The organism is Cupriavidus sp. SZY C1 (assembly GCF_032190535.1).
In the GTDB taxonomy this organism is placed as follows: Bacteria; Pseudomonadota; Gammaproteobacteria; order Burkholderiales; family Burkholderiaceae; genus Cupriavidus; species Cupriavidus pauculus_C.
Window position 1 is genome coordinate 179,517 of the sequence record NZ_JAUANU010000001.1, and the last position, 23,319, is coordinate 202,835.

The following is a 23,319-nucleotide window of genomic DNA, read 5'->3' on the forward strand; positions in this document are numbered from 1 at the left end:
ATCCGGGTGCCGTCAGCGGCGGCGCGACATGACCTCGGGGTTGATCACGGTGGGCGGATGGCCGGCCTGCGGCCCGGCATCGAGCGCGGCGATCAGGTTGTCGGCCGCCAGGTTGGCCATGGCGCGGCGCGTCTTCTCCGACGCGCTGGCAATGTGCGGGGTCAGCACGACGTTCGGCACCGTCAGCAGGTCCGGGTGGACGCTCGGCTCGCCCTCGAACACGTCGAGGCCGGCCGCGAAGATCTTGCGCTCGCGCAGCGCGGCGGCCAGCGCCGCGTCGTCGACGATGCCGCCGCGCGCCAGGTTGATCAGCGTGGCCGTCGGCTTCATCCGCGCCAGTTCGGCGGCGCCGATGGCATGGTGGCTCGCGGGGCTGTACGGCAGCACCAGGATCAGGTGGTCCGACTGCGCCAGCAGTTCGTCCTTGCTGACGTAGCGCGCGTTCAGCGACTGCTCGACGTCGGCCGGCAACTGGCTGCGGTTGTGATAGAGCACCTGCATGCCGAACCCGGCCGCACGGCGCGCCAGGCCCTGCCCGATCCGCCCCATGCCCAGGATGCCCAGCGTGCTGCCGTGGACGTCCATGCCGACGAGCATGTCGTAGCTCCAGCGCTCCCACTTGCCGGCGCGCAGGTAGTGCTCCGATTCGGTGACCCGGCGGGCCGTGGCCATCAGCAGCGCCCAGCCAAAGTCCGCGGTGGTCTCGGTCAGGACGTCGGGCGTATTGGTCGCCACCACGCCGGCCGCCGTCAGCGCCGGCACGTCCAGGTTGTTGTAGCCCACCGCCATGTTGCAGACCGCCCGCAACTGCGGCAGCGCGGCCACGAGGTCGCCGTCGATCCGGTCGGCGGCGTTGGCCAGCACGCCGGCCTTGCCCGCCAGCCGCGCACGCAGCGCCGCCGCGTCCAGCACCAGGTCTTCCTGGTTGGCGTCGACGTCGAAGTACTGCGCCAGCTTGGCGATCACGTCGGGGAAGATCGCGCGCGTGACAAGGATGGAGGGCTTCATGGCAGTCATACGTGGAAGAAAAGGAAGGTCATCACCAGGAACAGCGGCACCAGCACGCCGCAGGACCACGCCATATAGCCGAAGAAGCTCGGCATGCGCACGCCGCGGCTTTCCGCAATCGCCTTGACCATCAGGTTGGGCGCGTTGCCGATGTAGGTGTTGGCGCCCATGAACACGGCACCGGCGGAGATCGCGGCCAGCGTGGACGCGTCGCGCGTCATCAGCGTGGCGGCGTCGCCGCCGGCCGTGTTGAAGAACACCAGGTAGGTCGGCGCGTTGTCCAGGAACGACGACAGCAGGCCGGTGGCCCAGAAGTACATGCTGTCGATCGGCTGGCCGTTGCTGTCGCTGACCGCCCGGATCACGCCGGCGAACGCGCCGTCGGTGCCGGCCTTGAGCATGGCGATGACCGGAATGATCGTCAGGAAGATGCCCGCGAACAGCTTGGCCACCTCCAGCATCGGCTCCCAGTTGAACTCGTTGCCGCTGCGCGCGGTGCGCGGCGTGGCCAGCAGCGACACCAGCGTCACCCCCACCAGCAGCACGTCGCGCACCAGCGCCGGCAGCGTCACGTCGGTACCCATCACGTCGAACGAGATACCGGGCTTCCACAGCCCGCTCATCAGCACCAGCCCCACCACGGCCAGCAGCAGCAGGAAGTTGATCTTGCCGTCGATCCGCAGGCGGGTGGAATCGGGCGTCGGGTCGTGCGCCGGCGGCAGTTCCTCCTCGCGGTTCAGGTAGTAGTGCCGGTCGATCACGTAGAAGATGATCAGCAGCGCCACGCAGATGAACAGCGTCTCCGGAAAGATGTTGCGCAGCGTCCACGAGAACTCCACGCCCTTCAGGAAGCCCAGGAACAGCGGCGGGTCGCCCAGCGGCGTCAGCGAGCCGCCGGCGTTGGCCACCAGGAAGATGAAGAAGACCACCACGTGCGCCACGTGGCGCCGGTTGTCGTTGGCGCGCAGCAGCGGGCGGATCAGCAGCATGGCCGCGCCCGTGGTGCCCATCAGGCTGGCCAGGACCGTGCCCAGCGCCAGGATGCCGGTGTTGAGCCGGGGCGTGCCGTGCAGGTTGCCGCGCACGCAGATGCCGCCGGCCACCACATAGAGCGACGTCAGCAGGACGATGAACGGCACGTACTCGCCCAGCAGCGCATGGATGACGTTGGCCGCCGCCGCGTGCAGGCCGAACTGGGCCGCGAACGGCACCAGGAACAGCAGCCCCCAGGCCGCCGCCACCTTGCCGTAGTGGTGGTGCCAGAACTTCGGCGCGAACAGCGGGAACAGCGCGATGGAGAGCAGGACGCCGGCGAACGGCACGCCCCAGATCGGCGACAGCGTGGCGCCATCGAGATCGGCCGCGTGGGCCCATGCGGGGCACAGCAGCATCGTGGCGAACAGCATTTGAGGTAGCAGCGTGACGACACGTCGCATCGGGCAGGTTTCTCCTTCATCGCAACGCGGCCCATGCTGGGCATGGGCCGCAGGACCGGCGGCAAGGCGCGCGCGTCCGGGCAGGGCCCAGGGCGTTCGGGACGTCGGCACGCGGGAAAGGGGCCAGTGTAAAGCAAAGCCCCTGGAGAAAGGTCTGAAAGTGCACCAGCCGGAGCGCGACTGGCGCAAACCCGTATGCGTCAGTCCTGGTCGACCAGGATCACGTGCACGCGGTACGGGCCGTGCGCGCCCAGCACGATGGTCTGCTCGATGTCGCCCGTGCGCGACGGCCCGCTGATGATGTTGGTGGCGCGCGGCAGTTGCCCGTGCTCGGCGCGCATCCGGGCGAACGCTTCCTCCAGGTTGGCGACGATACGCCCCACCGGCACCACGGCGATATGGGTTTCGGGCAGCAGCGCGGCCGACGCGTAGGTGTCCGGCCCGGACAGCAGCATCAGCGACCCGGTCTCGGCGATGGCCACGAAGCAGCCCGTGATGCCGACGAGGTCGCCATGGTCGCGATCGGCCTCGGCGTCGCGCAGCGGCGGGCGGCACGCCACGTCCAGCCCCTGTTCGGTCCACGGCAGGCTGCCCAGCGCGGTCCACGCCACCGCGCGGCGGGCGAGCCGCAGGCCGTCGAGATAGCGCGCCACCGCGCCGGGCACATCGGCCATCGTCGCCACGCGGTCCACCGTCGACGCCATCCTGCGCGCCTGCACGGCGAACGCTTCGGCGCGGTCGTCGGGCACCGGCGGCTGCGGGCCCTGCGGGTGCCGGGCCAGGTAGTCGGCCACGGCGTCACGCTCGCCCTGGGTCACGGCCGGCCCCCTGCCCTGGGCGGCGCGGATGCGGGCGAAGATGCGGTCACGGGCGGCGTTGGTTTCCATGGTCGGGGGCGGATGGCGGTCGGTGGATCGGATACGTTGGTCGCGGGCCGGTCAGGCCGTCTTCACTTCGAACACCTGACGCAGGTAGGCCAGGTAGCCGGGGTCGTCGCACATGGTCTTCTCGGGCGTGTCCGACAGCTTGGCCACCGGCTGCCCGTTGCAGCGGACCATCTTGATCACGATCTGCAGCGGCGTGTAGCCCAGGTCGTTGGTCAGGTTGGTGCCCACCCCGAACGCGAGCTTGCAGCGGCCCCGGAAGCGTTCGTACAGCTCGATGACCTTCGGGATGTGCAGCGCGTCGCTGAAGATCAGCGTCTTGCCGCGCGGGTCGACGCGATTGGCGGCGTAGTGCGCGATCATGCGCTCGCCCCACTCGAACGGGTCGCCCGAATCGTGCCGCACGCCGTCGAACAGCTTGCAGAAGTACAGGTCAAAATCGCGCAGGAAGGCGTCGAAGCCGTAGGTATCGGACAGCGCGATGCCCAGGTCGCCGCGGTACTCGCGCGCCCAGTTCTCCAGCGCGTAGACCTGCGAGTCGCGCAGGCGCGGCCCCAGGGCCTGGCACGCCTGCAGGTATTCGTGGGCCATGGTGCCCAGCGGCGTCATGTTGTGCAGCCGGGCAAAGTGGACGTTGCTGGTGCCGGCAAGCTGCGGGCCCAGCACGGCGCGCATCGACAGCAGCACCTCTTCCTGCCAGTCGCCGGAAAAGCGGCGGCGCGTGCCGTAGTCGGCGATCACGCAGTCGGCGTACGGCGACGCCTTGAGCAGCGCCAGCTTGGCCTCCAGCCGGCGGCGGCCCTCGGTCAGGTCCGGCTGCGGCTGCGTGCGGCGGAAGTAGACCTCGTTGACGATGGCCAGCAGCGGAATCTCGAACAGGATCGTGTGCAGCCACGGCCCGCGGATCGTGATGTCGATCTCGCCGTTGCCGCCGGCCGACGGCTGGACGACCACGTACTTCTCGTTCAGGTGGAACAGCGCGAGGAAATCGACGAAATCGCTCTTGATGAAGCGCATGCCGCGCAGGTATTCGAGTTCGTCGTCGGTAAAGCGCAGCTCGCAGAGCTGGCGCAGTTCGTCGCGGATCTCGTCGACATAGGGCGTCAGGTCCACGCCGGCGTTGCGGCACTTGAAGCGGTACTCGACCTGGGCCTGCGGAAAATGGTGCAGGACCACCTGCATCATCGTGAACTTGTACAGGTCGGTGTCGAGCAGGGAGCGGATGATCATAGCGAAGCCAGGGCGGGGGCGTGGCAGAGTCAGGCCACCATGCTAACCGAAAGTCACGTGCCGCATGCGCGGCAGCCCGGGCGCGGCAAGGGTCTTGCCCGCTCAGCCGCCGTCGAGGCTGCGCAGCGCGGGCGGGGCGCCGTGTGCCGGCGATTGCGGCTGCAGGCACCAGCGCCGCTGGCCGGCTTCGTCGGCACAGGTCACCAGCGTGGCCCGGGTGCGCGGCACGGCGTGCGGCAGCGGATCGGAGAACTGGGCGGAGGCGACCATGATGCGCTCCTGGTAGACCGGCTGCCCGGCGCGGTCGAAACGCAGGACCTGGACCAGCGTGTCGGGCGACGGCTGCAGGTCCTTGTCGCACGGCAGGAAGCCGTCGCGGTTGCAGTTGGCCATGGCCATGCCCGCCGGGGTGCGGACGACGCTGAAGCTGTCCCAGTCGAACGCGGTCAGCGCGGGCAGCGCCACCGGCTGGTCGGTCCGGGCGCGCCATGCCACCAGGCGCGACACGACGCTGTCGGCCATCTTGTCGGCCTTCATGTCGGCGACCCTGTCGGCCTGGGCGCCGGCCGGCACCACGGCGCCCAGGAGCATGGCGCCGGCAACGAGGCCGGTCAGGGTCACGGTCAGGCGGGCTGGCATGGGGATGACTCGCGCAAGTTTGCCTCCAATCATTCGGAACGCCGGGGTTGGGTCGGCCGCCAACTGGCGAAAAAGCCACGTGTGGCACAGGGACATAGTAGTCCGTGCGCCCGCCGCCTGCGCGCCAGTTCCGCCCGAATCTGGCGCCAAACCGGCCCCGCAGGCCGCGCCGGGGCCGGTTTCGCACCGAAAGTACATAAAGAAATAAGAAAACTATCTGACCCGGCTATATAGACTGGCTATCCTTGCGAGAAGGCTCAGCTACAATATCGGTCTTTGAAAGGCCTCGGCCCTCGCTCGCCCCAAGTTATCCCGATTGACACGCGCGGCCATCGACGTGTAACGGACAGCTCGCAGAGCGGCTGGCAAGAATCCGGCCCTGGACAATATCCCCATCGAAGACCGATCCGTTTTTCTGGAACCGAAATGACTCACGTTGTCACCGAATCCTGCATCCGTTGCCGTTACACCGACTGCGTTGATGTGTGTCCGGTCGATTGTTTCCGCGAAGGCCCGAACTTCCTGGCCATCGATCCCGACGAATGCATCGACTGCGCCGTGTGCGTGGCCGAATGCCCGGTGAACGCGATTTACGCCGAGGAAGACGTGCCGGGCGACCAGCAGCAGTTCATCGAACTGAACGCCGAGCTGGCCCGTAACTGGCCCTCCATCACCAAGACCAAGGCCCCGCTGGCCGAGGCCGAGGAATGGAAGGACGCCACCGACAAGCTGCAATACCTGCAGCGCTAAGAAAAGACTGACGCGACAGGCGGCCATTGCCCCGGCAGCCGCTGCCGGGACGCGCCGGCAACGCGTCACAGAAAGCCGTCCCCACGCGCGCTTTCCCGTAATACCGGGCACCGGACGTGCCCACAACGTATCAGGACGAATATGGACTTGAGCATTCCAAATCCCGTGGCCGACGCGACCCAGCAGGCGGGCGGCAACACCGGCGGCCAGCCGCTGGAAATCGACGCGCTGATCGTGGGCGCGGGCCCCGTTGGCCTGTTCCAGGTGTTCGAACTGGGTCTGCTCGAAATCAAGGCGCACGTGATCGACTCGCTCAAGGTGGTGGGCGGCCAGTGCGTGGAACTGTATCCGGACAAGCCCATCTACGACATCCCGGCCGTGCCCATCTGCACGGGCCAGGAACTGACCGACAACCTGCTCAAGCAGATCGAGCCGTTCTCGCCCACGTTCCACCTGGGCCAGGAAGTCAGCGTCGTGGAGCGCCGCGAGGACGGCCGCTTCTACGTCGAGACGTCGCTCGGCACCCGCTTCATCACCAAGACGATCTTCATCGCCGCCGGCGTGGGCTCGTTCCAGCCGCGCACGGTCAAGGTGGAAGGCATCGACAAGTTCGAGGGCAAGCAGCTCTTCTACCGCGTGAAGGAGCCGGCCCGCTTCCACGGCCGCAACCTCGTGATCGTCGGCGGTGGCGATTCGGCGCTGGACTGGGCGCTGGACCTGCACGGCAAGGCCGAGTCGATCGTGCTGATCCACCGCCGCGACGGCTTCCGCGCCGCGCCGGCGTCGGTGGCCAAGATGCGCGAGCTGTGCGACCAGATGGAAATGCAGTTCATGGTCGGCCAGATCGGCGGCTATGAAGAGAAGGACGGCGTGCTGACCGAGATCAAGGTCACCGGCGGCGACGGCGTGACGCGCCGCATGCCGCTGGACGACCTGCTGGTGTTCTTCGGCCTGTCGCCGAAGCTGGGCCCGATCGCCGAATGGGGCCTGGAACTGGAGCGCAAGCAGATCAAGGTGGATACCGAGAAGTTCGAGACGAACATCCCGGGCATCTTCGCGGTGGGCGACATCAACACCTACCCGGGCAAGAAGAAGCTGATCCTGTCGGGCTTCCACGAGGCCGCGCTGGCCGCGTTCGGCGCCGCGCCGTACATCTTCCCGGACAAGAAGATCCACATGCAATACACCACGACCTCGCCGAAGCTGCACAAGGTGCTGGGCGTGGAAACGCCGGTGTTCGACTGAGCCAACGGCCCTGGTCGCAGGAAAATCGCCTCCGGGCGATTTTTTTGTTTGCACAAAAGAAAAAGCTGGCTATAATGCGGCCTCGCTGTTGAACACGGCAACGCAGCATCCGGCGGAAACGCCCACTGCAGGCCGGTTTCGAGGCGAACCAGAGTTTTGGAAACAGCTTCTGACGCAAACAAAACGTTAAAAAGTTGTTGACGAAACGAAGAGAGGCTGGTTATAATTTCTTTCTCAGCTGTTCCCCGATAGCTCAGTCGGTAGAGCGCCGGACTGTTAATCCGTAGGTCCCTGGTTCGAGCCCAGGTCGGGGAGCCAACCGATAGAAGAGGAAGGCCGATGCGAAAGCATCGGCCTTTTTCTTTTCCCGCGCCCGTTTCACCCTCCTCCGCACAAACGTTCCAGAACGACCGGCGCGATCCCGCTATGATGGATCGCCGCAGACCCCGGATCAGGACGCCGCAGTGAGCCCCCAAAGCTGGATCGAACTGAAACAGGATGCCGAAACCGGCATCGAGACGATTCGCGCCCATTTCGAAGGCCACGCCTACGACCCGCACTGGCACGACAGCTACCTCGTCGGCTACACCGAAGCGGGGATCCAGCAGTTCCGTTGCCGCGGACAAGTCCAGCACAGCATGCCCGGCAAGGTGTTCACGCTGGAGCCCGGCGAGATCCACGACGGCGACGCCGTGGCGCCCGAGGGCTTCACCTATTCGATGCTCTACGTCGATGCCCAGTGGATGACGCGCGAACTGGGCGCACTGTTCGACCACGCGCCCGCGCACGTTCAGCCCGGCTTTCCGCAAACGCTCGGCGAAGACCCGCTGCTGATCGACGCCATCCGCCACGCCTTCGCGGTGCTCCAGCAGCCCGAGCTGCGCATCGTGCGACAGTCGGCGCTCGACGCCCTGCTGGCCCGGCTGACGGCCAAGTTCCAGTGGCGCGCGCAGCGGGACATCGATCCCAGGCTGCCGCTTGTCGCCCAGCGGGCCCGCGACTACCTGCACGATCACCTCGACGAAGACATCGGACTCGACACGCTGGCAGCCACCAGTGGCGTCGACCGCTACCGCCTCACCCGCGCCTTCAAGGCCGCGTTCGGACTGGCGCCGCATGCCTACCTGGTGCAACTGCGGCTCTCCCGGGCCCGCCACATGCTGGCGCGTGGCGCGACGCCGGCCGACGTGGCCGTGGCACTGGGCTTTGCCGATCAGAGCCATCTGGGACGCTGGTTCCGCCGCGCCTACGGCCTGACCCCGGCCCACTACCGCCGGCGCTGCTCAAATCTTCCAGACGCCTAGGCGCGCGGCCGCAACAATGGCCGCATGCCCGATACCCTGCCCCTCCTCCCCTTCCTGATGTTTGCGGTCGTCGCCTCGATCACGCCCGGGCCGACCAACGTCATCGTGCTGAGCCACAGCGCCCGGCGCGGTGTGCTGGCCACGGTGCCGATCATCCTCGGCGCCTGCGGCGGCGCGGCGCTGCTGGTGCTGGCGGTAGGCATCGGCCTGGGCGGCGCGCTGGCGGCGCATCCGCAGATCCAGCACGCGATGGCGTGGATCGGCGTCGGCTGGCTCTCGTGGCTGGCGTGGCAGATCTGGCGCGGCCCGGCGGCCGGGATCGATGCCGGTGACGCGGCGTCCGCTGGCGCGCGCCGCCCGCTGGGCCTGGCCGGCGCGGCCGGGCTGCAGGTGGTCAATCCCAAGACGTGGATGATGGCGCTGGCCGTCGTCAGCGTGTTCGCGGGTGACGGGGCCGATTCGTCACACCGCGTGGCGCTGCTGTCGCTGGTGTTCTTCGTCGTCTCACTGCCGTGCATGACCACCTGGGCGCTGCTGGGCGCCGGTGCCGCCCGGCTGATCCGCTCGCCCCGGCACATGAAGCGCTTCGAGCGTCTCATGGCGGTGGTGCTGGCCGCCTCTGCCTGGGCCACGCTGTTGCCTTGATGCAAACCAGTCGACAACCTGTAGCCCCGGCCGCAATCTGGTGTATGATCTTGGATTGCCCTGAATGGCTTGACTCCCGTCCGGTATACCTGTAAAAGCTTACCGGCGTATTTCTTGCGCAATATCCACGGAAACAGGTAGTCGCCAAGTTTTTACCTAGCTAGGAAAATTTGGCCAGTCACCCCTGATACTGGCAGTACGGATCTCGATCCGCAGCAGGTTCTAGGGGGCGCACCGCGGCATTGGCCGCAGCGTGCGATACCACCGTTGCCGAAGGCTCCGGAGCCCGACGTGACACGTTTCCCTCCTATGAACCCACCGCCCCTGGCGGTTATTCCTGAAGGACTGAATTGACTAAGATCGTTCTGAAACCGGGCGAGCCCGTTGAAGTTGCAATGCGTCGTTTCCGTCGCGCCATTCTGCAGACTGGCCTGATCGTGGAACTGAAGAGCCGCACCGCGTACGAAAAGCCGACGACCGAGCGCAAGCGCAAGAAGAAGGCTGCCGAGGCTCGCCTGCGCAAGCGTCTGCGCATGCAAATGCTGCCGAAGAAGCTCTACTGATTCCGCGCATTGCCCAAAGAAACCGCCAGTTCGCTGGCGGTTTTTTTTCGCCCGTGCCAAGGCGCCGCGCCCGTCGTCGGCGCTGCTGGAATGGAGAAACCGCGACGCACCAACAATGGGCCCGGCGATGGCCGGCATAATGGCGGCATCCGCCTTCCGGGACCCAGCCTTGACTGCCATCCTCCAGATGCGCAACGTGCGCAAGCTCTACGGCGACCAGGTGGTCGTCGACAACCTCGACCTCGAAGTCCAGCCCGGCCAGTGCTACGGCCTGCTCGGCCCCAATGGCGCCGGCAAGACCACCACGCTGCGCATGCTGCTGGGGCTGACCACGCCGGCGTCGGGCACGCTGACGCTGTGCGGCGAGCCGATTCCCGAGCGGGCACCCCAGGCGCGCATGCGCGTGGGCGTGGTGCCGCAATTCGACAACCTCGACCCCGATTTCTCGGTCATCGAGAACCTGCGGATCTTCGGCCGCTATTTCGGGCTCTCTTCGGCCCAGATCCACGCGCGCGTGCCGAAGCTGCTGGAATTTGCCCGGCTGGAAAACAAGGCCGACGCCCAGGTGCGCGAGCTGTCCGGCGGCATGCGGCGGCGCCTGACCGTGGCCCGCGCGCTGATCAACGATCCAGACCTGCTGGTCATGGACGAGCCGACCACCGGCCTGGACCCCCAGGCGCGCCATCTGATCTGGGAGCGCCTGAAGTCGCTGCTGGCCGCCGGCAAGACGATCCTGCTGACCACCCACTTCATGGAAGAAGCCGAGCGGCTCTGCAATCACCTGTGCGTGATCGACGCCGGCCGCAAGATCGCCGAGGGCAAGCCGCACGAGCTGATCGACCGCGAGATCGGCTGCGACGTCGTGGAAGTCTATGGCGACGAACTCGAACCGCTGCGCCACACGCTGACGCCGCTGGCCGAACGCACCGAAATGCGCGGCGAGACGCTGTTCTGCTACGTCCGCGACCCCGACCCGCTGCTCGCCGCGCTGCACGGCAAGGGCGGCGTCCGCTACCTGCACCGCCCGGCCAACCTTGAGGACGTGTTCCTGAAGCTGACCGGCCGCGAGATGAGAGACTGAGACATCGACATGAGCGAACAGGACCCCCGCAACCCCGACGTGGCCGCGTCCCCTGCCCTGGCGGCGGCCCCGCCGCGCCAGCACTATCCCCAGCCGCTGCTGCCGCGCAACGCGCGCAACTGGATGATGGTCTGGTACCGCAACTACATGGTCTGGAAGAAGCTGGCCATCCCGTCGATGATCGGCAACCTGGCCGACCCGATGATCTACCTGTTCGGCCTGGGCCTGGGGCTGGGCTTGCTGGTCGGGCAGGTACACGGCGTGTCGTACATCGCGTTCCTGGCGGCCGGGACCACGGCGTCGAGCGTGATGATGTCGGCGAGCTTCGAGTCGATGTACTCGGCGTTCTCGCGCATGCACGTCCAGCGCACGTGGGAGGCGATCATGCACGCGCCGCTGACGCTGGGCGATGTCGTGCTGGGAGAAGTCTTATGGGCCGCCAGCAAGGCGGTGCTGTCGGGCGCCGCGATCATGATCGTGGCCGGGCTGCTCGGCTACGCGCAGTTCCCCGGCGCGCTGGCGGCGCTGCCCGTGATCGTGCTGGCCGGCATCGCCTTCGCCAGCCTGGCGATGATCGTGACGGCGCTGGCGCCGAGCTACGACTTCTTCATGTTCTACCAGACGCTGATCATGACGCCGATGCTGCTGCTGTCCGGCGTCTTCTTCCCGCTCGAACAGCTACCGGAAGGCGCGCAGAAGGCCACGCAGCTTCTGCCGCTGGCGCACGCGGTGGCGCTGATCCGTCCGCTGATGCTGGGCCGGCCCGTGGAAAACGCCGCGCTGCACGTGATCGTGCTGGCAGCCTACGCAGCCGTGGCGCTGGTGGTGGCGCTGGTGCTGCTGCGGCGACGGATGCTGCGGTGAAGGCTACGCGGTGAGGGGTATGCGGTGAGGGGTACGCGGTGAGGGGTACGCGGTGAGGGGTACGCGGTGAGGGTATGCAGGGGGGGGTGACTCCCCTCTCCCGCCTGCGGGAGAGGGGTTGGGGGAGAGGGCCAGCGGTGCAAGCTGAGACCATCGCGTCTTGAGGCGCTGAACCTCTCCCCGGCCCCGCTCCCGCGCGCGGGAGCGGGGAGACAACCCGCAGCGGGCGTTAGGACTACTGCCCCAGCCCCCGCAGCAGATCGGCCTTGAGGTCTTCGACCGATTCCAGGCCCACTGCCAGCCGGATCAGCCCTTCGCTGATGCCGGCCGCGGCCTTGGCTTCGGGCGCGACGCGGCCGTGGGTGGTGGTGTACGGGTGGGTAATCGTGGTGCGGGTATCGCCCAGGTTGCCGGTGATCGAGCACAGCTTCGTGCTGTCGATCACGCGCCAGGCGTTGGCGCGCATCTGCTCCGGCGTGTCGCCCTTCAGCTCGAACGAGACAATCGCCCCGCCGCCGCTCTGCTGGCGCCGGGCGATCTCGTACTGCGGATGCGACGGCAGCGCCGGATGGAACACGCGGTTCACGGCCGGGTGCGACTCCAGAAACTGGGCCAGTTGCAGCGCGCTCTGCGAGTGGCGCTCCATGCGGATCGCCAGCGTCTCCATGCCCTTGAGCATGACCCACGCGTTGAACGCCGACATTGTCGGGCCCGCCGTCCGCACCAGCGGGAACACCTTGCCCATGATGTAGTCGCGCTTGCCCACCACGGCGCCGCCCAGTACGCGGCCCTGGCCGTCGATATGCTTGGTGGCCGAATGCACCACCACGTCGGCGCCGAACTTGATGGGCTGCTGCAGCGCGGGCGAGCAGAAGCAGTTGTCGACCACGAACAGCGCGCCCGCGTTGTGGGCGATGTCCGCCACGGCGGCGATGTCCGACACCTCGGTCAGCGGGTTCGACGGCGTTTCCAGGAAGAACAGCTTCGTGTTCGGGCGGACGGCCGCGCGCCATGCGCCCAGGTCGCCGCTGTCCACGTACGTCGTCTCCACGCCAAACTTGGCCAGGATCGTGTTGAACAGCGTCATGGTCGACCCGAAGATCGAGCGCGAGCTGACCAGGTGGTCGCCGGCCTGCAGCGACGCCAGCGCAACCGACAGGATCGCGCTCATGCCCGATGCCGTGGCCATGCACGCCTCGGCACCCTCCAGCGCCGCCAGCCGCGCCTGGAACATCGACACGGTCGGGTTCGTGAAGCGCGAGTAGGTGTAGCCCTCTTCCGAATTGGCAAAGCGCTCGGCGGCCTCGGCGGCCGAGTTGAAGCAGAAGCTCGAGGTCAGGTACATCGCCTCGGAATGCTCCATGAACTCGGCCGAGCGCAGGGTGCCGGCGCGCACGCCGAGGGTATCGATGCCGTAGGACTCGTCTTGGTTCGGATCGCTCATGCTGCAGTGCTGCCCAGTAGGTGTCGTTGTTATTCGTTGCCGCCCGAACGCTGCAGGTGCAGTTGCGAACGCTCGGTATCGCCGCTCGGGCCTTCGCGGTCGGCCTGGCTGCGCGCCGTTTCCAGGCGGTCCAGGTAGGCTTCGTCGATGTCGCCGGTCACGTACTTGCCGTCGAAGCACGACGCATCGAAGTCGCGCAGGTTCGGGTTGATGTCGCGCACGGCCTGCTTCATCGCCTCCACGTCCTGGTAGACCAGCTGGTCCGCGCCGATCATGCGCGCCACTTCCTCGTCGGTGCGGCCGTGGGCCACCAGTTCGCTGCGCGTGGGCATGTCGATGCCGTACACGTTCGGGAACTTCACCGGCGGCGCGGCCGAGGCGAAGATCACCTTCTTGGCGCCGGCGTCGCGCGCCATCTGCACGATCTCGAACGACGTGGTGCCGCGCACGATCGAGTCGTCGACGATCAGCACGTTCTTGCCCTGGAACTCCACGCCCATGGCGTTCAGCTTCTGGCGCACCGACTTCTTGCGCACGGCCTGGCCCGGCATGATGAAGGTGCGGCCCACGTAGCGGTTCTTGAAGAAGCCCTCGCGGTACGGCACGCCCAGCGCGTTGGCCACCTGCATGGCGGCCGGACGGCTGGAATCGGGAATCGGCATGACCACGTCGATCTCGCCGGCCGGCACTTCGCGGCGGATCTTCTCGGCCAGGTAGTCGCCCATGCGCAGCCGGGCGTCATAGACGGGCACGCCGTCGATGCACGAGTCCGGACGGGCCAGGTAGACGTATTCGAAGATGCACGGCGTGAGCTGCGGGTTTTCCGCGCACTGCTGGCTGTGGAGCTTGCCGTCCAGGTCGACGAAGATCGCCTCGCCCGGCGCCACGTCGCGGTCCATCGTGTAGCCCATGCCTTCCAGCGCCACCGATTCCGACGCGATCAGGTATTCCTTGCCGGTCGGCGTGTCAATGCTGCCGATGCACAGCGGGCGGATGCCGAACGGGTCGCGCACGGCCAGCAGGCCGTAGCCCGAGATCTGCGCGGTGATGGCGTAGGCGCCCTTCACGCGGCGATGCATGCCGCTCACCGCCTGGAAGATCGTGGCCGGGTCCAGCGTCTTGCCGCCGCTGGCGCGCTGCAGCTCGTCGGCCAGCACGTTCAGCAGCACCTCGGAGTCCGAGTGCGTGTTGATGTGGCGGCGGTCGCGGCGGAACATTTCCTCGCGGAGCTGCTCGGAATTGGTCAGGTTGCCGTTGTGGGCCAGCATGATGCCGTACGGCGCGTTCACGTAGAACGGCTGGGCCTCTTCCTCGCTCGACGAGCCGGCGGTCGGGTAGCGCACCTGGCCGATGCCCGACGTGCCGGGCAGGCCGCGCATGTTGCGCGTGCGGAAGACATCGCGCACCAGGCCGTTGGCCTTGTGCATGTGGAAGGTGCTGCCGTTGGCCGTGGCGATGCCGGCTGCATCCTGTCCGCGGTGTTGCAACAGCAGCAGGCTGTCATAGATCAGTTGGTTGACAGGGCTGGTGGAAACCACGCCGACGATACCGCACATGCCGAACTCCCAGGAAAGGCAAATGATTCAGGGGGCGCCATTCCGTCATGTACGCGACGGAACTGCGTTGATACTGCGCCGCGGCCGTGGGTTCGTCCAGCAGCCGCGTCTTTCGATCCGGTCAGGCCCGCTACGGGGTCAGGCCTTCACATACTTCGCCAGGTCGGGCGGCAGCCACTGCCGCAGTTCGTCCATGGCCTGCATCACATACGGGCGCGACACCGCGTCGCGCCAGAACGGTTCCTCGGGCAGCTTCGTGAGCCCGGCCACCACGACCACCAGCATCACGATCAGCACGCCGCGCGCCAGCCCGAACACCAGGCCCAGCCCGCGATCGGCCGGCTTCAGGCCCGTGGTTTCCAGCAACTGGCCCAGGATCGCCCCGGCCAGCGCCGACACGATCCACGTGCCGAAGAACACTGCCAGGAAGCCCAGCGCGCTGCGCGTCAGCGCGCCGCCGGGCAGCGTCTCGGGCATCCATCCGGCGGCCATGCCGCCAAAGTGATAGGCCAGCACGAACGCCACCACCCAGCCCACCAGCGCCAGCACCTCGCGCACGAGTCCGCGCAGCACGCCGATCAGCGCCGACGCCACCAGGATGAAGGCGACGGCGTAGTCAAAGAAGGTAAAAGCCATGCGTGCGGCGCCGGTTCCTGTTCAGATGGGGCCGGACTGCCGCCGCGCAATGCCTGGCGCGGCCGGTCCGGGTTGCCAATGCGTCCGATGCGTCGTTGGATGCCCTATTGCTCGACGATCTTCGAGGTCAGGCCGATCGACTTCACCTTCCGGTCCGCCGCATCGGCCGCGTCGCGGCTCGGAAACGGGCCGGCACGCAGCAGGATCCGCTCGCCGTCGGCCAGCGTCTTCTTTTCCACATACGCCGGCACCTTGCTCTCCTTGAGCTTGGCCAGCCAGTTCCTTGCGCGCTCTTCCGACGAGAACGCGCCGATCAGGATCAGGTACTTGGTATTGGCGGCCGGCTTGGCGTCGGCGGGCTTGTCGGCCGGCTTGTCCGCGGGCTTGTCCGCCACCTTCGTATCGGCGGCCTTCGCCTTGTCGGCGGCCGGCGTGCTGACGATTTCCTCGCCGGCGTCCAGCGCGGCGTCGTTGCGGGCCGTGCCGGCCGACGGCGGCAGCGCCTGCGCCTTGCGGGCCTCGACCTTCGGCTTCTGTGCGCCCTGCCCGTTGGCCACGCTGACGGCCACGTCGTCGGACACCGGGCGCGGCTTGTGCTCGAACACGATCGGCAGGACGATGACGGCCACGGCAAGCAGCACCACGGCGCCGATCAGGCGGCGGCGGGCGCGTTGTTTCTGGGGAAAGTCGGGGTCGAGGCTGTCGTCGGCGTACTCATCGGCAGGCCGGCGCGATGCGCCGATGCCGGCGCCGGGTTCCGCGCGGGTACGGCGACCCCGTTCGGGTGCCGGGTCAGTGCCCTTGCGGGACGAGAACAGCGAAAGCAGGCCCATAGATGCCCAAAGAGTGGTGTTCGGTGTGATGTCGTTCCGGCCCGGGAGTTCAGCCTGGTATCAGTTGGCCTGCGTGGCGCGGTATGCCATCACGCCGGCCACCGTGTAGAACGATCCGAAGACCAGGATTCTATCATTCTCGGTTGCCCTGCCGATGGCGTCGCGATACGCCAGTTCCGGACTTGCGAAGCATGCCGCCGTATTGTCCGGGCCCTCGTGGAACCCGGTGGCGTCCAGTGCCTCGCGCACCTGGGCGGCCGTGGCGGCCCGCTCGGTCGGCAGGTCGCACAGGCACCAGTGGTCCACCTTGTCGGCCACGTGCTGCAGCACGCCCGCGATGTCCTTGTCCGCCATTGCGCCAAACACGGCGTAGGTGTAGCGGAAGAACCCCATGTTCTCCAGGTTCTGACCCAGCGTGGCTGCCGCGTGCGGGTTATGCGCCACATCGAGAATCACCGCCGGGCGGCCCGGCATCACCTGGAAGCGGCCCGGCAGCTCGACGAACGCCAGCCCGTTGCGCACTTCCTGCGCGCTGACCGGCAGCCGCGGGCGCATGGCCTGCAGCGCGGCCAGCGCCGCCGACGCGTTCAGCAACTGGTTGGCGCCGCGCAGGGCCGGATAGCCAAGCCCGTTGAGCTTGCGGTCGCGGCCGGTCCAGTCCCATTGCTGGCGCTCCTGCCCCGGCGCGGCCTGGTGGCGGAAGTCGCGGCCCACGAGCCACAGGTCGGCCCCGACGGCCTCGGCATGGTCGATGACCGATTGCGGCGGCATCGGGTCGCCGCAGATCGCCGGCACATGCGGGCGGAAGATGCCGGCCTTCTCGTAGCCGATCTTCTCGCGCGTGTCGCCCAGGTACTGGGTGTGGTCGATATCGACGCTGGTAATCACCGCGCAGTCCGTATCGATCACATTGACCGCGTCCAGCCGGCCGCCCAGCCCCACTTCCAGGATCATGGCGTCCAACCCGGCCGCCGCGAACATGTGGATGATGGCCAGCGTCGTGAACTCGAAGTAGGTCAGGCTGACCGGATCGGCAAAGCTGGTGCGGGCGCGCTCGATGGCCTCAAAGTGCGGCAGCAGCTGCGCGTCGGTGGCCTGCTCGCCGTTCAGGCGGGCGCGCTCGTTGAACGAGATCAGGTGCGGGGACGTGTGCAGCCCCACCTTGTAGCCGGCCTCCAGCAGGATGCGTTCGAGCATCGCGCAGGTCGACCCCTTGCCATTGGTGCCGCCCACCGTGAACACCACGGCGTCGATGCGCAGACCCAGTGCTTCCTTGACGCGCGTGATGCGCGTCAGACCCATGTCGATGCCCACGGGATGGGCGGTTTCCAGGTGGTGAAGCCAGTCGGGGAGATTGTGGAAGATGGGCATGCTCGTTGACGACACTTTCGACACTACAAAAAGCAAAATGGCGCGGGTGGTGGCACCCGCGCCATTGTCCTGCAAATCACGCTACCGCGTCAGGCCACCGCATCGGCCGGCTGCTTCTGCAGCAGCGCCAGCACCTGGGCGATTTCCCCGCGCAGGCGGCGGCGGTCGACGATCATGTCGATGGCGCCCTTCTGCAGCAGGAACTCGGCGCGCTGGAAGCCTTCCGGCAGCTTCTCGCGCACGGTCTGCTCAATCACGCGCGGGCCGGCAAAGCCGATCAGCGCCTTGGGCTCGGCAATCACCACGTCGCCCAGGAAGGCGAACGATGCCGACACGCCGCCCATCGTCGGGTCGGTCAGCACGCTGATGAACGGCAGCCTGGCGTTGGACAACTGGTTCAGCATGGCCGTGGTCTTGGCCATCTGCATCAGCGACAGCAGGCTTTCCTGCATCCGCGCGCCGCCGGTGGCCGTCACGCAGATGAACGGCACCTTCTGCTCCAGCGCGGCCTGCGCGCCACGGGCAAAACGCTCGCCGACGACGGAGCCCATCGACCCGCCCATGAACTCGAATTCGAAGCAGGCCACGACCACGGGGATCGTGTGGATCGCGCCGCCCATCACCACCATCGCGTCGGTCTCGCCCGTGTCTTCCATGGCGGCCTTGATGCGGTCCGGGTACTTCTTGGTGTCCTTGAACTTCAGCGCGTCCACCGGCACGATTTCCTGGCCGATCTCGAAGCGGCCCTCGGCGTCCAGCAGCTTGTCCAGGCGCTCGCGCGACCGGATCCGCATGTGGTGGTCGCACTTCGGGCAGACATGCAGATTGGCTTCCACGTCGGTGCGGTACAGGGTGGACTCGCACGACGGGCACTTGACCCACAGCCCTTCCGGAATGCCCTTGCGGGTGGAAGGATCGGTCTGTTGAATCTTGGGAGGCAGGAGTTTATCCAACCAGCTCATGAAAGCTCCTTTCGGATAGCTGCCGCGCGCGTCGACGCCCCTCTCTGAGAGGTCGGACACCGGGACGGCAGGGAATCAGGCCGCGAATTTACCACGCCGGGCCGTCACGCGGCTAAGCAAAACGCGCCAATTGTGCATCGAACAGCACAATCGGCGCGTATTTTTTCAGCAGGCGTCACACGGCTGTCAAGGCTTACGCGTCCAGCGCCTGGCGGATGCCGGCGATGAAGGTACGCAGCGCCTCGACGGCCTGGTCGCGCGGCGCATCCTCCAGCAACTGCACCAGCCGGCTGCCGATGACCACGGCATCGGCCACGCTGCCGATGGCGCACGCCGTCTCGGCGTCGCGGATGCCGAAGCCGACACCCACCGGCAGGTTGGCATGCCGCTTGATCAGCGGCAGGCGGGCGGCCACGCTGTCCAGGTCCAGCGTGGCCGATCCGGTCACGCCCTTGAGCGACACGTAATAGAGATAGCCGCTGGCCACGCGGGCCACGGCCGCGATGCGGGCATCGGTCGAGGTGGGCGCGAGCAGGAAGATCGGGTCCATGCCGTTGTCGCGCATCAGCCCGGCAAACGACTCGCATTCCTCGGGCGGATAGTCGACCACGAGCACGCCGTCCACGCCAGCCGCCGCGGCAGCCTTGGCGAAGGCCGCCTCGCCCATCCGCTCGATCGGGTTGGCGTAGCCCATCAGCACCACGGGCGTGGCGTCGTCGGTCTGGCGGAACTCCGCCACCCAGGCCAGCACCTGCGCCAGCGACACGCCTTGCGCCAGCGCCCGCTCGGAGGCGCGCTGGATCACCGGGCCGTCGGCCATCGGGTCCGAGAACGGCACGCCGAGCTCGATGACGTCGGCGCCACCGGCCACCAGCGCGTGCATCAGCGGCACGGTCAGCGCGGGCGCCGGGTCGCCGGCGGTGATGAACGGAATCAGGCCCTTCTTGTTCTGCGCGGCCAGCGCCGCGAAAGTCTTCTGGATACGGGACATGGTTGGCCTTGCCGGGAGTCTCAGATCAGGCGCTGCACGGCCGATGCGTCGTCATTGGCATCGTCGTTCGCGGCGTCCGGGGTCGTTGCGGGAGTATCGGGCTGGATCTGCGCGTACACCGGCTGGGCTGCCGTCACGCGCTCGCGCACCAGCGCGGCATACTGCGGATTCATCTCGAAGCCGACAAAGCGCCGGCCGTGGCGCACGCAGGCCACCGCCGTGGTGCCGCTGCCCGTGAATGGGTCCAGCACGATGCCGCCGGGCGGGCAGCTCGACAGCACCATGCGTTCGACAATCTCCAGCGGCTTCTGCGTCGGATGGTCGGCGCGCTCGGGGTCCTGGCGGTGGATGCGCGGCACGCTCCACAGGTCCTTGGGGTTGTAGCCCACTTCCAGCCACTTCTTGCCTTCGAAACGCGGCCGGCTGCGCGCCTTCTTGGTCTCGGCGTCATACGGGATGCGCACCGGGTCCAGGTCGAAGTAGTAGTCGCGCTGGCGGGCAAAGAAGCCGATGTTGTCGTGCACCGACGAGAACTTGCGCGTGGTGCCGCCCATGCTGGGCACGCGGCGGTCCCAGATGATCTCGTTGATCATCGTCAGCCGCTTCTTGAGCATGACGAACAGCTCGGGCGAGTACTGCCACGTGCAGAACAGGTACAGCGTGCCCTTGGGCGCCAGCTTGGGGATGATGGCGTCCATCCAGCGCTCGGACCATTCCAGGTAGGCGTCGCCGGACAGCAGGTCGGAGTCGTTGCCGTAGTCCTTGCCCAGGCCGTAGGGCGGATCAGCGACGATCAGGTCGATCGACTGGTCCGGGATGCGCCGGATGCCTTCGAGCGCGTCTTCCTGGTACAGACGGACCACGTCGGTGTCGAGGATGTCGAACGGCGCCGCGGCGCCGCCCTCTTCCGCTTGTGACGATGCAGTTTCAGGGGGCAGCGCGCGCATTACAGCTTCAGCCCCGCACGTTCGGCCACCGTGTGCATGTCCTTGTCGCCGCGGCCGGACAGGTTCACGAGCAGCAGCTTGTCCTTCGGCAGCGTCGGCGCCAGCTTGCAGGCGTAGGCGATGGCGTGGCTGGACTCCAGCGCCGGGATGATGCCTTCGATCCGGCAGCAGTCATGGAACGCCTTGAGCGCCTCGTCGTCGGTAATCGGCACGTACTGCGCGCGGCCGATGTCCTTGAGCCACGCGTGCTCCGGGCCCACGCCGGGGTAGTCCAGGCCGGCCGACACCGAATGGGTCTCGATGATCTGGCCGTTGTCGTCCTGCAGCAGGTAGGTGCGGTTGCCGTGCAGCACGCCGGGCGAGCCGCCGGTCAGCGACGCCGCGTGGCGGCCCGTCTCCAGGCCGTCGCCGGCCGCCTCCACGCCGATCAACTGCACGTCCTCGTGGCCGATGTACGGGTAGAAGATTCCCATCGCGTTCGAACCGCCGCCCACGCAGGCGATCACGGCGTCCGGCTGGCGGCCGGTCATCTCGGGCATCTGCACCTTCGATTCCTCGCCGATCACACACTGGAAGTCGCGGACCATCATCGGGTACGGATGCGGGCCGGCCACCGTGCCGATGATGTAGAACGTGGTCTCGACGTTGGTCACCCAGTCGCGCATCGCCTCGTTCAGCGCGTCCTTGAGCGTCTTGGAGCCGCTTTCCACCGGCACCACCGTGGCGCCCAGCAGCTTCATGCGGTAGACGTTGGCCGCCTGGCGGCGCACGTCCTCGGAGCCCATGTAGACCACGCATTCCATGCCGAAGCGCGCGGCGATGGTGGCCGTGGCCACGCCGTGCTGGCCGGCGCCGGTCTCGGCGATCACGCGCTTCTTGCCCATGCGGCGGGCCAGCAGCGCCTGGCCGATGACGTTGTTGATCTTGTGCGCGCCGGTGTGGTTCAGGTCCTCGCGCTTGAAGTAGATCTGCGCGCCGCCAAGCGTCTCGCTCCAGCGCTGGGCGTGGTAGATCGGCGACGGGCGGCCGACGAAGTGCTTCAGCTCGCGCTGGAATTCGGCGTTGAAATCGGCGTCCTGCTGGTAGTGCGCATAGGCTTCGCGCAGCTCGTCCAGCGCGTGGACCAGCGTTTCGGAAACGAAGCTACCGCCGTAGGGGCCGAAATGGCCTCGGGAATCGGGCAAGTCGTACATGTCCAGGCTCTCAGGTGGCGCTCCGCGCAGCGGGCGGCGGAGCGCATCAAATTCGGAATCGGGCAGCGGGCGGGGGTGACGCAGGGCCGGCCCGGGGCTACCGGCCGGCCAGGGCTGCGTCCGCCATCCGCACCGCGCGCACGAATGCGGCAATGCGGGCGTGGTCTTTCACACCCTTGCTCGCCTCCACGCCGCTGCTGACATCGACGGCGTAGGGGCGCACGCGCTCAATCGCACCAGCGACGTTTTGCGCGTTCAACCCACCACTCAAAACGATGCGAGGTGCGTCGTTTGCGGACGGGTTGGCAGGATTGGGCGGAAGCCATGGGGCAGGAATCAGGGTCCAGTCGAAGACGTGGCCGCCACCGCCGTAGCCCTCGACAAAGGCGTCGAGCAACAGGCCGGCGGCGTCACGGTATTGATCGGCGAATTCTACCAAATCAAGGCCCTGCTGGACACGGGCCGCGCGCATGAATGGCAGCCGGCAGCGCCGCGCCGTCTCGGTGCATTGCTGCGGCGATTCGTCGCCGTGGAACTGAAGTAGCGTCAACGGCACCCGCTCGGCCACGTGGGCCACTTCCTCGGCATCGGCATTGACGAACAGCCCGGTCACGGTCACGAACGGCGGCACCTGCTCGGCCAGCGCGGCGGCGTGGGCGACGTCGACGTAGCGCGGGCTCTTGTCGTAGAACACCAGGCCGATGGCGTCGGCGCCAGCGTCCACGGCCGCGCGGACGTCCTCCGGCCGCGTCAGGCCGCAGATCTTGATGCGTGTGCGCGGGGGCACGGGGCCGGAATCAGGCGCCATCATCGGCAAACACTCCGTGGAAGAGGCTGGCGGACGCATCCGCCCGGGGGAGCCGGTACGGCTCAGGATACTTTACGCCGACCAGGTACAGGCCGTCGGGCATGAACGTCGGCGCGGCCTTCTGCCGGCTGCGGCCGGCCAGCACCTCGGCCAGCCACTCGGCCGGGTAGCGCCCGCGCCCCACCGCCACCAGGCAGCCCATCAGGTTGCGGACCATATGGTGCAGGAAGGCGCTGGCGCGGAATCGCAGAAAGACCCACGGCCCGTCGGCCTGGATCGTCACGTCGTAGAGTGTCTTGACCGGCGACCTGGCCTGGCATTCGGCGGCGCGGAAGGCCGAGAAGTCGTGCTCGCCGATCAGGCAGGCGGCCGCCGCGCGCATCGCGTCGACATCGAGCCGCTGGCCCGGCGGCAGCATCTGGTAGCCGGCCCGGCCGTGGATCATCGGCACCCGGTGCGGCCCGGTGTAGAGCGCGTAGTAGTACATCCGCTCGTAGGCCAGGAAGCGCGCGTGGAAGCCCGCGTCGACCGGCTCGGCCCATTGCAGCGCGATGGACGGCGGCAGGAATGCGTTGACGCCGCGCACCCACGAGAACTTGTCGCGATCGAGCACCGTATCGAGATGGATCACCTGCCCGAGCGCATGCACGCCGGTGTCGGTCCGCCCCGCCACCGTGGTCAGCAGGCGCGTTCCGGCAAAGCGCTCGATGGCGTCTTCCAGGTGGTCCTGCACGGTATTGCGGTGGGGCTGCGACTGCCAGCCCGAGAAGGCCGACCCGTCGTAGTGGAGTCCGATGGCGATGCGATTCATGGAGGGGACGATGCGCAAAAACAAAATGCGCCGGAAGGGACGCTTCCGGCGCATCGCTTCGGGCCGCGGCGCGCCCGATCTCCGGCGTGCCGCAAACCCTGCATCATACCGGCCTTTG

23 protein-coding genes and 1 tRNA gene are annotated in these 23,319 nt (G+C 67.5%); 8 read left to right on the top strand and 16 right to left on the bottom strand.

The window, feature by feature from the left end:
• Nucleotides 1-12: 12 nt before the first annotated feature.
• From QTN24_RS00845 to QTN24_RS00865, 5 genes are all read right to left on the bottom strand, one after another.
• Entirely contained in the window at nt 13-1,008 is a 996-nt protein-coding gene (locus QTN24_RS00845) for a 2-hydroxyacid dehydrogenase (RefSeq protein WP_124683798.1), read from the bottom strand.
• Between the two features lie 5 nt (nt 1,009-1,013).
• Nucleotides 1,014-2,444: a sodium:proton antiporter gene (locus QTN24_RS00850; protein ID WP_124683797.1), complete on the bottom strand. Its 1,431-nt coding sequence runs from the start codon at nt 2,442-2,444 to the stop codon at nt 1,014-1,016.
• Nucleotides 2,445-2,644: 200 nt separating this feature from the next.
• The gene (locus QTN24_RS00855; RefSeq protein ID WP_313835017.1) at nt 2,645-3,331 is read right to left on the bottom strand and encodes a lactate utilization protein C; all 687 of its coding nucleotides are present in this window, start codon (nt 3,329-3,331) and stop codon (nt 2,645-2,647) included.
• 51 nt (nt 3,332-3,382) lie between these two features.
• On the bottom strand, nt 3,383-4,558 hold the full coding sequence (gene pncB / locus QTN24_RS00860) for a nicotinate phosphoribosyltransferase (protein ID WP_124683795.1): 1,176 nt from the start codon (nt 4,556-4,558) through the stop codon (nt 3,383-3,385).
• 102 nt (nt 4,559-4,660) lie between these two features.
• Nucleotides 4,661-5,197 carry a hypothetical protein gene (locus QTN24_RS00865; protein ID WP_313835018.1) on the bottom strand — a complete coding sequence of 179 codons (537 nt, stop codon included), beginning with the start codon at nt 5,195-5,197 and terminating at the stop codon, nt 4,661-4,663.
• A gap of 426 nt (nt 5,198-5,623) precedes the next feature.
• On the opposite strand from QTN24_RS00865, the gene fdxA reads away from it, so the two are divergent.
• The 8 genes from fdxA to QTN24_RS00905 all read left to right on the top strand — a co-directional run bounded on the left by fdxA (nt 5,624) and on the right by QTN24_RS00905 (nt 11,649).
• Entirely contained in the window at nt 5,624-5,947 is a 324-nt protein-coding gene (fdxA, locus tag QTN24_RS00870; protein ID WP_061957871.1) for a ferredoxin FdxA, read from the top strand.
• 141 nt (nt 5,948-6,088) lie between these two features.
• A complete protein-coding gene (locus QTN24_RS00875) occupies nt 6,089-7,192 on the top strand; it encodes an NAD(P)/FAD-dependent oxidoreductase (RefSeq protein ID WP_124683793.1) in 1,104 nt (367 codons plus the stop codon).
• A gap of 242 nt (nt 7,193-7,434) precedes the next feature.
• Nucleotides 7,435-7,510 (top strand) — tRNA-Asn (locus QTN24_RS00880).
• Nucleotides 7,511-7,656: 146 nt separating this feature from the next.
• Nucleotides 7,657-8,496: an AraC family transcriptional regulator gene (locus QTN24_RS00885; RefSeq protein WP_313835019.1), complete on the top strand. Its 840-nt coding sequence runs from the start codon at nt 7,657-7,659 to the stop codon at nt 8,494-8,496.
• Between the two features lie 24 nt (nt 8,497-8,520).
• Nucleotides 8,521-9,141: a LysE family translocator gene (locus QTN24_RS00890; protein ID WP_313835020.1), complete on the top strand. Its 621-nt coding sequence runs from the start codon at nt 8,521-8,523 to the stop codon at nt 9,139-9,141.
• Nucleotides 9,142-9,491: 350 nt separating this feature from the next.
• Entirely contained in the window at nt 9,492-9,704 is a 213-nt protein-coding gene (gene rpsU / locus QTN24_RS00895) for a 30S ribosomal protein S21 (protein ID WP_008648415.1), read from the top strand.
• 187 nt (nt 9,705-9,891) lie between these two features.
• Complete coding sequence (gene nodI / locus QTN24_RS00900) at nt 9,892-10,785, top strand: nodulation factor ABC transporter ATP-binding protein NodI (protein WP_409558976.1); 894 nt, start codon at nt 9,892-9,894, stop codon at nt 10,783-10,785.
• Between the two features lie 9 nt (nt 10,786-10,794).
• The gene (locus QTN24_RS00905) at nt 10,795-11,649 is read left to right on the top strand and encodes an ABC transporter permease (RefSeq protein WP_313835022.1); all 855 of its coding nucleotides are present in this window, start codon (nt 10,795-10,797) and stop codon (nt 11,647-11,649) included.
• 235 nt (nt 11,650-11,884) lie between these two features.
• Here the strand turns inward: QTN24_RS00905 and QTN24_RS00910 are convergent, their stop codons facing one another.
• From QTN24_RS00910 to truA, 11 genes are all read right to left on the bottom strand, one after another.
• On the bottom strand, nt 11,885-13,093 hold the full coding sequence (locus tag QTN24_RS00910; RefSeq protein ID WP_124683788.1) for an O-succinylhomoserine sulfhydrylase: 1,209 nt from the start codon (nt 13,091-13,093) through the stop codon (nt 11,885-11,887).
• 29 nt (nt 13,094-13,122) lie between these two features.
• A complete protein-coding gene (gene purF / locus QTN24_RS00915) occupies nt 13,123-14,649 on the bottom strand; it encodes an amidophosphoribosyltransferase (RefSeq protein WP_124683787.1) in 1,527 nt (508 codons plus the stop codon).
• Between the two features lie 138 nt (nt 14,650-14,787).
• Entirely contained in the window at nt 14,788-15,285 is a 498-nt protein-coding gene (locus QTN24_RS00920) for a CvpA family protein (protein ID WP_124683786.1), read from the bottom strand.
• A 104-nt stretch (nt 15,286-15,389) separates the two neighbouring features.
• Complete coding sequence (locus QTN24_RS00925) at nt 15,390-16,118, bottom strand: SPOR domain-containing protein (protein ID WP_313835023.1); 729 nt, start codon at nt 16,116-16,118, stop codon at nt 15,390-15,392.
• A gap of 60 nt (nt 16,119-16,178) precedes the next feature.
• On the bottom strand, nt 16,179-17,489 hold the full coding sequence (folC, locus tag QTN24_RS00930) for a bifunctional tetrahydrofolate synthase/dihydrofolate synthase (RefSeq protein ID WP_313835024.1): 1,311 nt from the start codon (nt 17,487-17,489) through the stop codon (nt 16,179-16,181).
• Nucleotides 17,490-17,578: 89 nt separating this feature from the next.
• Nucleotides 17,579-18,451, bottom strand: coding sequence for an acetyl-CoA carboxylase, carboxyltransferase subunit beta (gene accD / locus QTN24_RS00935; RefSeq protein WP_124683783.1), 873 nt, complete (start codon nt 18,449-18,451; stop codon nt 17,579-17,581).
• A 193-nt stretch (nt 18,452-18,644) separates the two neighbouring features.
• Nucleotides 18,645-19,442: a tryptophan synthase subunit alpha gene (trpA, locus tag QTN24_RS00940; RefSeq protein WP_313835025.1), complete on the bottom strand. Its 798-nt coding sequence runs from the start codon at nt 19,440-19,442 to the stop codon at nt 18,645-18,647.
• Between the two features lie 20 nt (nt 19,443-19,462).
• Nucleotides 19,463-20,389 (bottom strand): site-specific DNA-methyltransferase, encoded by a 927-nt coding sequence (locus tag QTN24_RS00945; protein ID WP_313835026.1) that lies wholly within the window; start codon nt 20,387-20,389, stop codon nt 19,463-19,465.
• Nucleotides 20,389-21,582, bottom strand: a complete 1,194-nt coding sequence (gene trpB / locus QTN24_RS00950; RefSeq protein WP_313835027.1) for a tryptophan synthase subunit beta — start codon at nt 21,580-21,582, stop codon at nt 20,389-20,391. Before trpB ends, QTN24_RS00945 begins: the two co-directional genes overlap by 1 nt.
• Nucleotides 21,583-21,679: 97 nt before the next feature.
• Nucleotides 21,680-22,393 (bottom strand): phosphoribosylanthranilate isomerase, encoded by a 714-nt coding sequence (locus QTN24_RS00955; RefSeq protein WP_409558960.1) that lies wholly within the window; start codon nt 22,391-22,393, stop codon nt 21,680-21,682.
• On the bottom strand, nt 22,380-23,201 hold the full coding sequence (truA, locus tag QTN24_RS00960) for a tRNA pseudouridine(38-40) synthase TruA (protein WP_313835028.1): 822 nt from the start codon (nt 23,199-23,201) through the stop codon (nt 22,380-22,382). Before truA ends, QTN24_RS00955 begins: the two co-directional genes overlap by 14 nt.
• Between the last annotated feature and the right edge of the window lie 118 nt (nt 23,202-23,319).

Coding starts and splice junctions, on each gene's coding strand:
- purF (WP_124683787.1), bottom strand. CDS start 14,649: ATGTGCGGTATCGTCGGCGTGGTTTCCACCAGCCCTGTCAACCAACTG.
- QTN24_RS00890 (WP_313835020.1), top strand. CDS start 8,521: ATGCCCGATACCCTGCCCCTCCTCCCCTTCCTGATGTTTGCGGTCGTC.
- QTN24_RS00920 (WP_124683786.1), bottom strand. CDS start 15,285: ATGGCTTTTACCTTCTTTGACTACGCCGTCGCCTTCATCCTGGTGGCG.
- fdxA (WP_061957871.1), top strand. CDS start 5,624: ATGACTCACGTTGTCACCGAATCCTGCATCCGTTGCCGTTACACCGAC.
- QTN24_RS00855 (WP_313835017.1), bottom strand. CDS start 3,331: ATGGAAACCAACGCCGCCCGTGACCGCATCTTCGCCCGCATCCGCGCC.
- QTN24_RS00905 (WP_313835022.1), top strand. CDS start 10,795: ATGAGCGAACAGGACCCCCGCAACCCCGACGTGGCCGCGTCCCCTGCC.
- folC (WP_313835024.1), bottom strand. CDS start 17,489: ATGCCCATCTTCCACAATCTCCCCGACTGGCTTCACCACCTGGAAACC.
- QTN24_RS00845 (WP_124683798.1), bottom strand. CDS start 1,008: ATGAAGCCCTCCATCCTTGTCACGCGCGCGATCTTCCCCGACGTGATC.
- QTN24_RS00945 (WP_313835026.1), bottom strand. CDS start 20,389: ATGCGCGCGCTGCCCCCTGAAACTGCATCGTCACAAGCGGAAGAGGGC.
- QTN24_RS00955 (WP_409558960.1), bottom strand. CDS start 22,393: ATGATGGCGCCTGATTCCGGCCCCGTGCCCCCGCGCACACGCATCAAG.
- nodI (WP_409558976.1), top strand. CDS start 9,892: ATGCGCAACGTGCGCAAGCTCTACGGCGACCAGGTGGTCGTCGACAAC.
- trpB (WP_313835027.1), bottom strand. CDS start 21,582: ATGTACGACTTGCCCGATTCCCGAGGCCATTTCGGCCCCTACGGCGGT.
- pncB (WP_124683795.1), bottom strand. CDS start 4,558: ATGATCATCCGCTCCCTGCTCGACACCGACCTGTACAAGTTCACGATG.
- truA (WP_313835028.1), bottom strand. CDS start 23,201: ATGAATCGCATCGCCATCGGACTCCACTACGACGGGTCGGCCTTCTCG.
- QTN24_RS00865 (WP_313835018.1), bottom strand. CDS start 5,197: ATGCCAGCCCGCCTGACCGTGACCCTGACCGGCCTCGTTGCCGGCGCC.
- QTN24_RS00875 (WP_124683793.1), top strand. CDS start 6,089: ATGGACTTGAGCATTCCAAATCCCGTGGCCGACGCGACCCAGCAGGCG.
- trpA (WP_313835025.1), bottom strand. CDS start 19,442: ATGTCCCGTATCCAGAAGACTTTCGCGGCGCTGGCCGCGCAGAACAAG.
- accD (WP_124683783.1), bottom strand. CDS start 18,451: ATGAGCTGGTTGGATAAACTCCTGCCTCCCAAGATTCAACAGACCGAT.
- QTN24_RS00850 (WP_124683797.1), bottom strand. CDS start 2,444: ATGCGACGTGTCGTCACGCTGCTACCTCAAATGCTGTTCGCCACGATG.
- QTN24_RS00910 (WP_124683788.1), bottom strand. CDS start 13,093: ATGAGCGATCCGAACCAAGACGAGTCCTACGGCATCGATACCCTCGGC.
- QTN24_RS00925 (WP_313835023.1), bottom strand. CDS start 16,118: ATGGGCCTGCTTTCGCTGTTCTCGTCCCGCAAGGGCACTGACCCGGCA.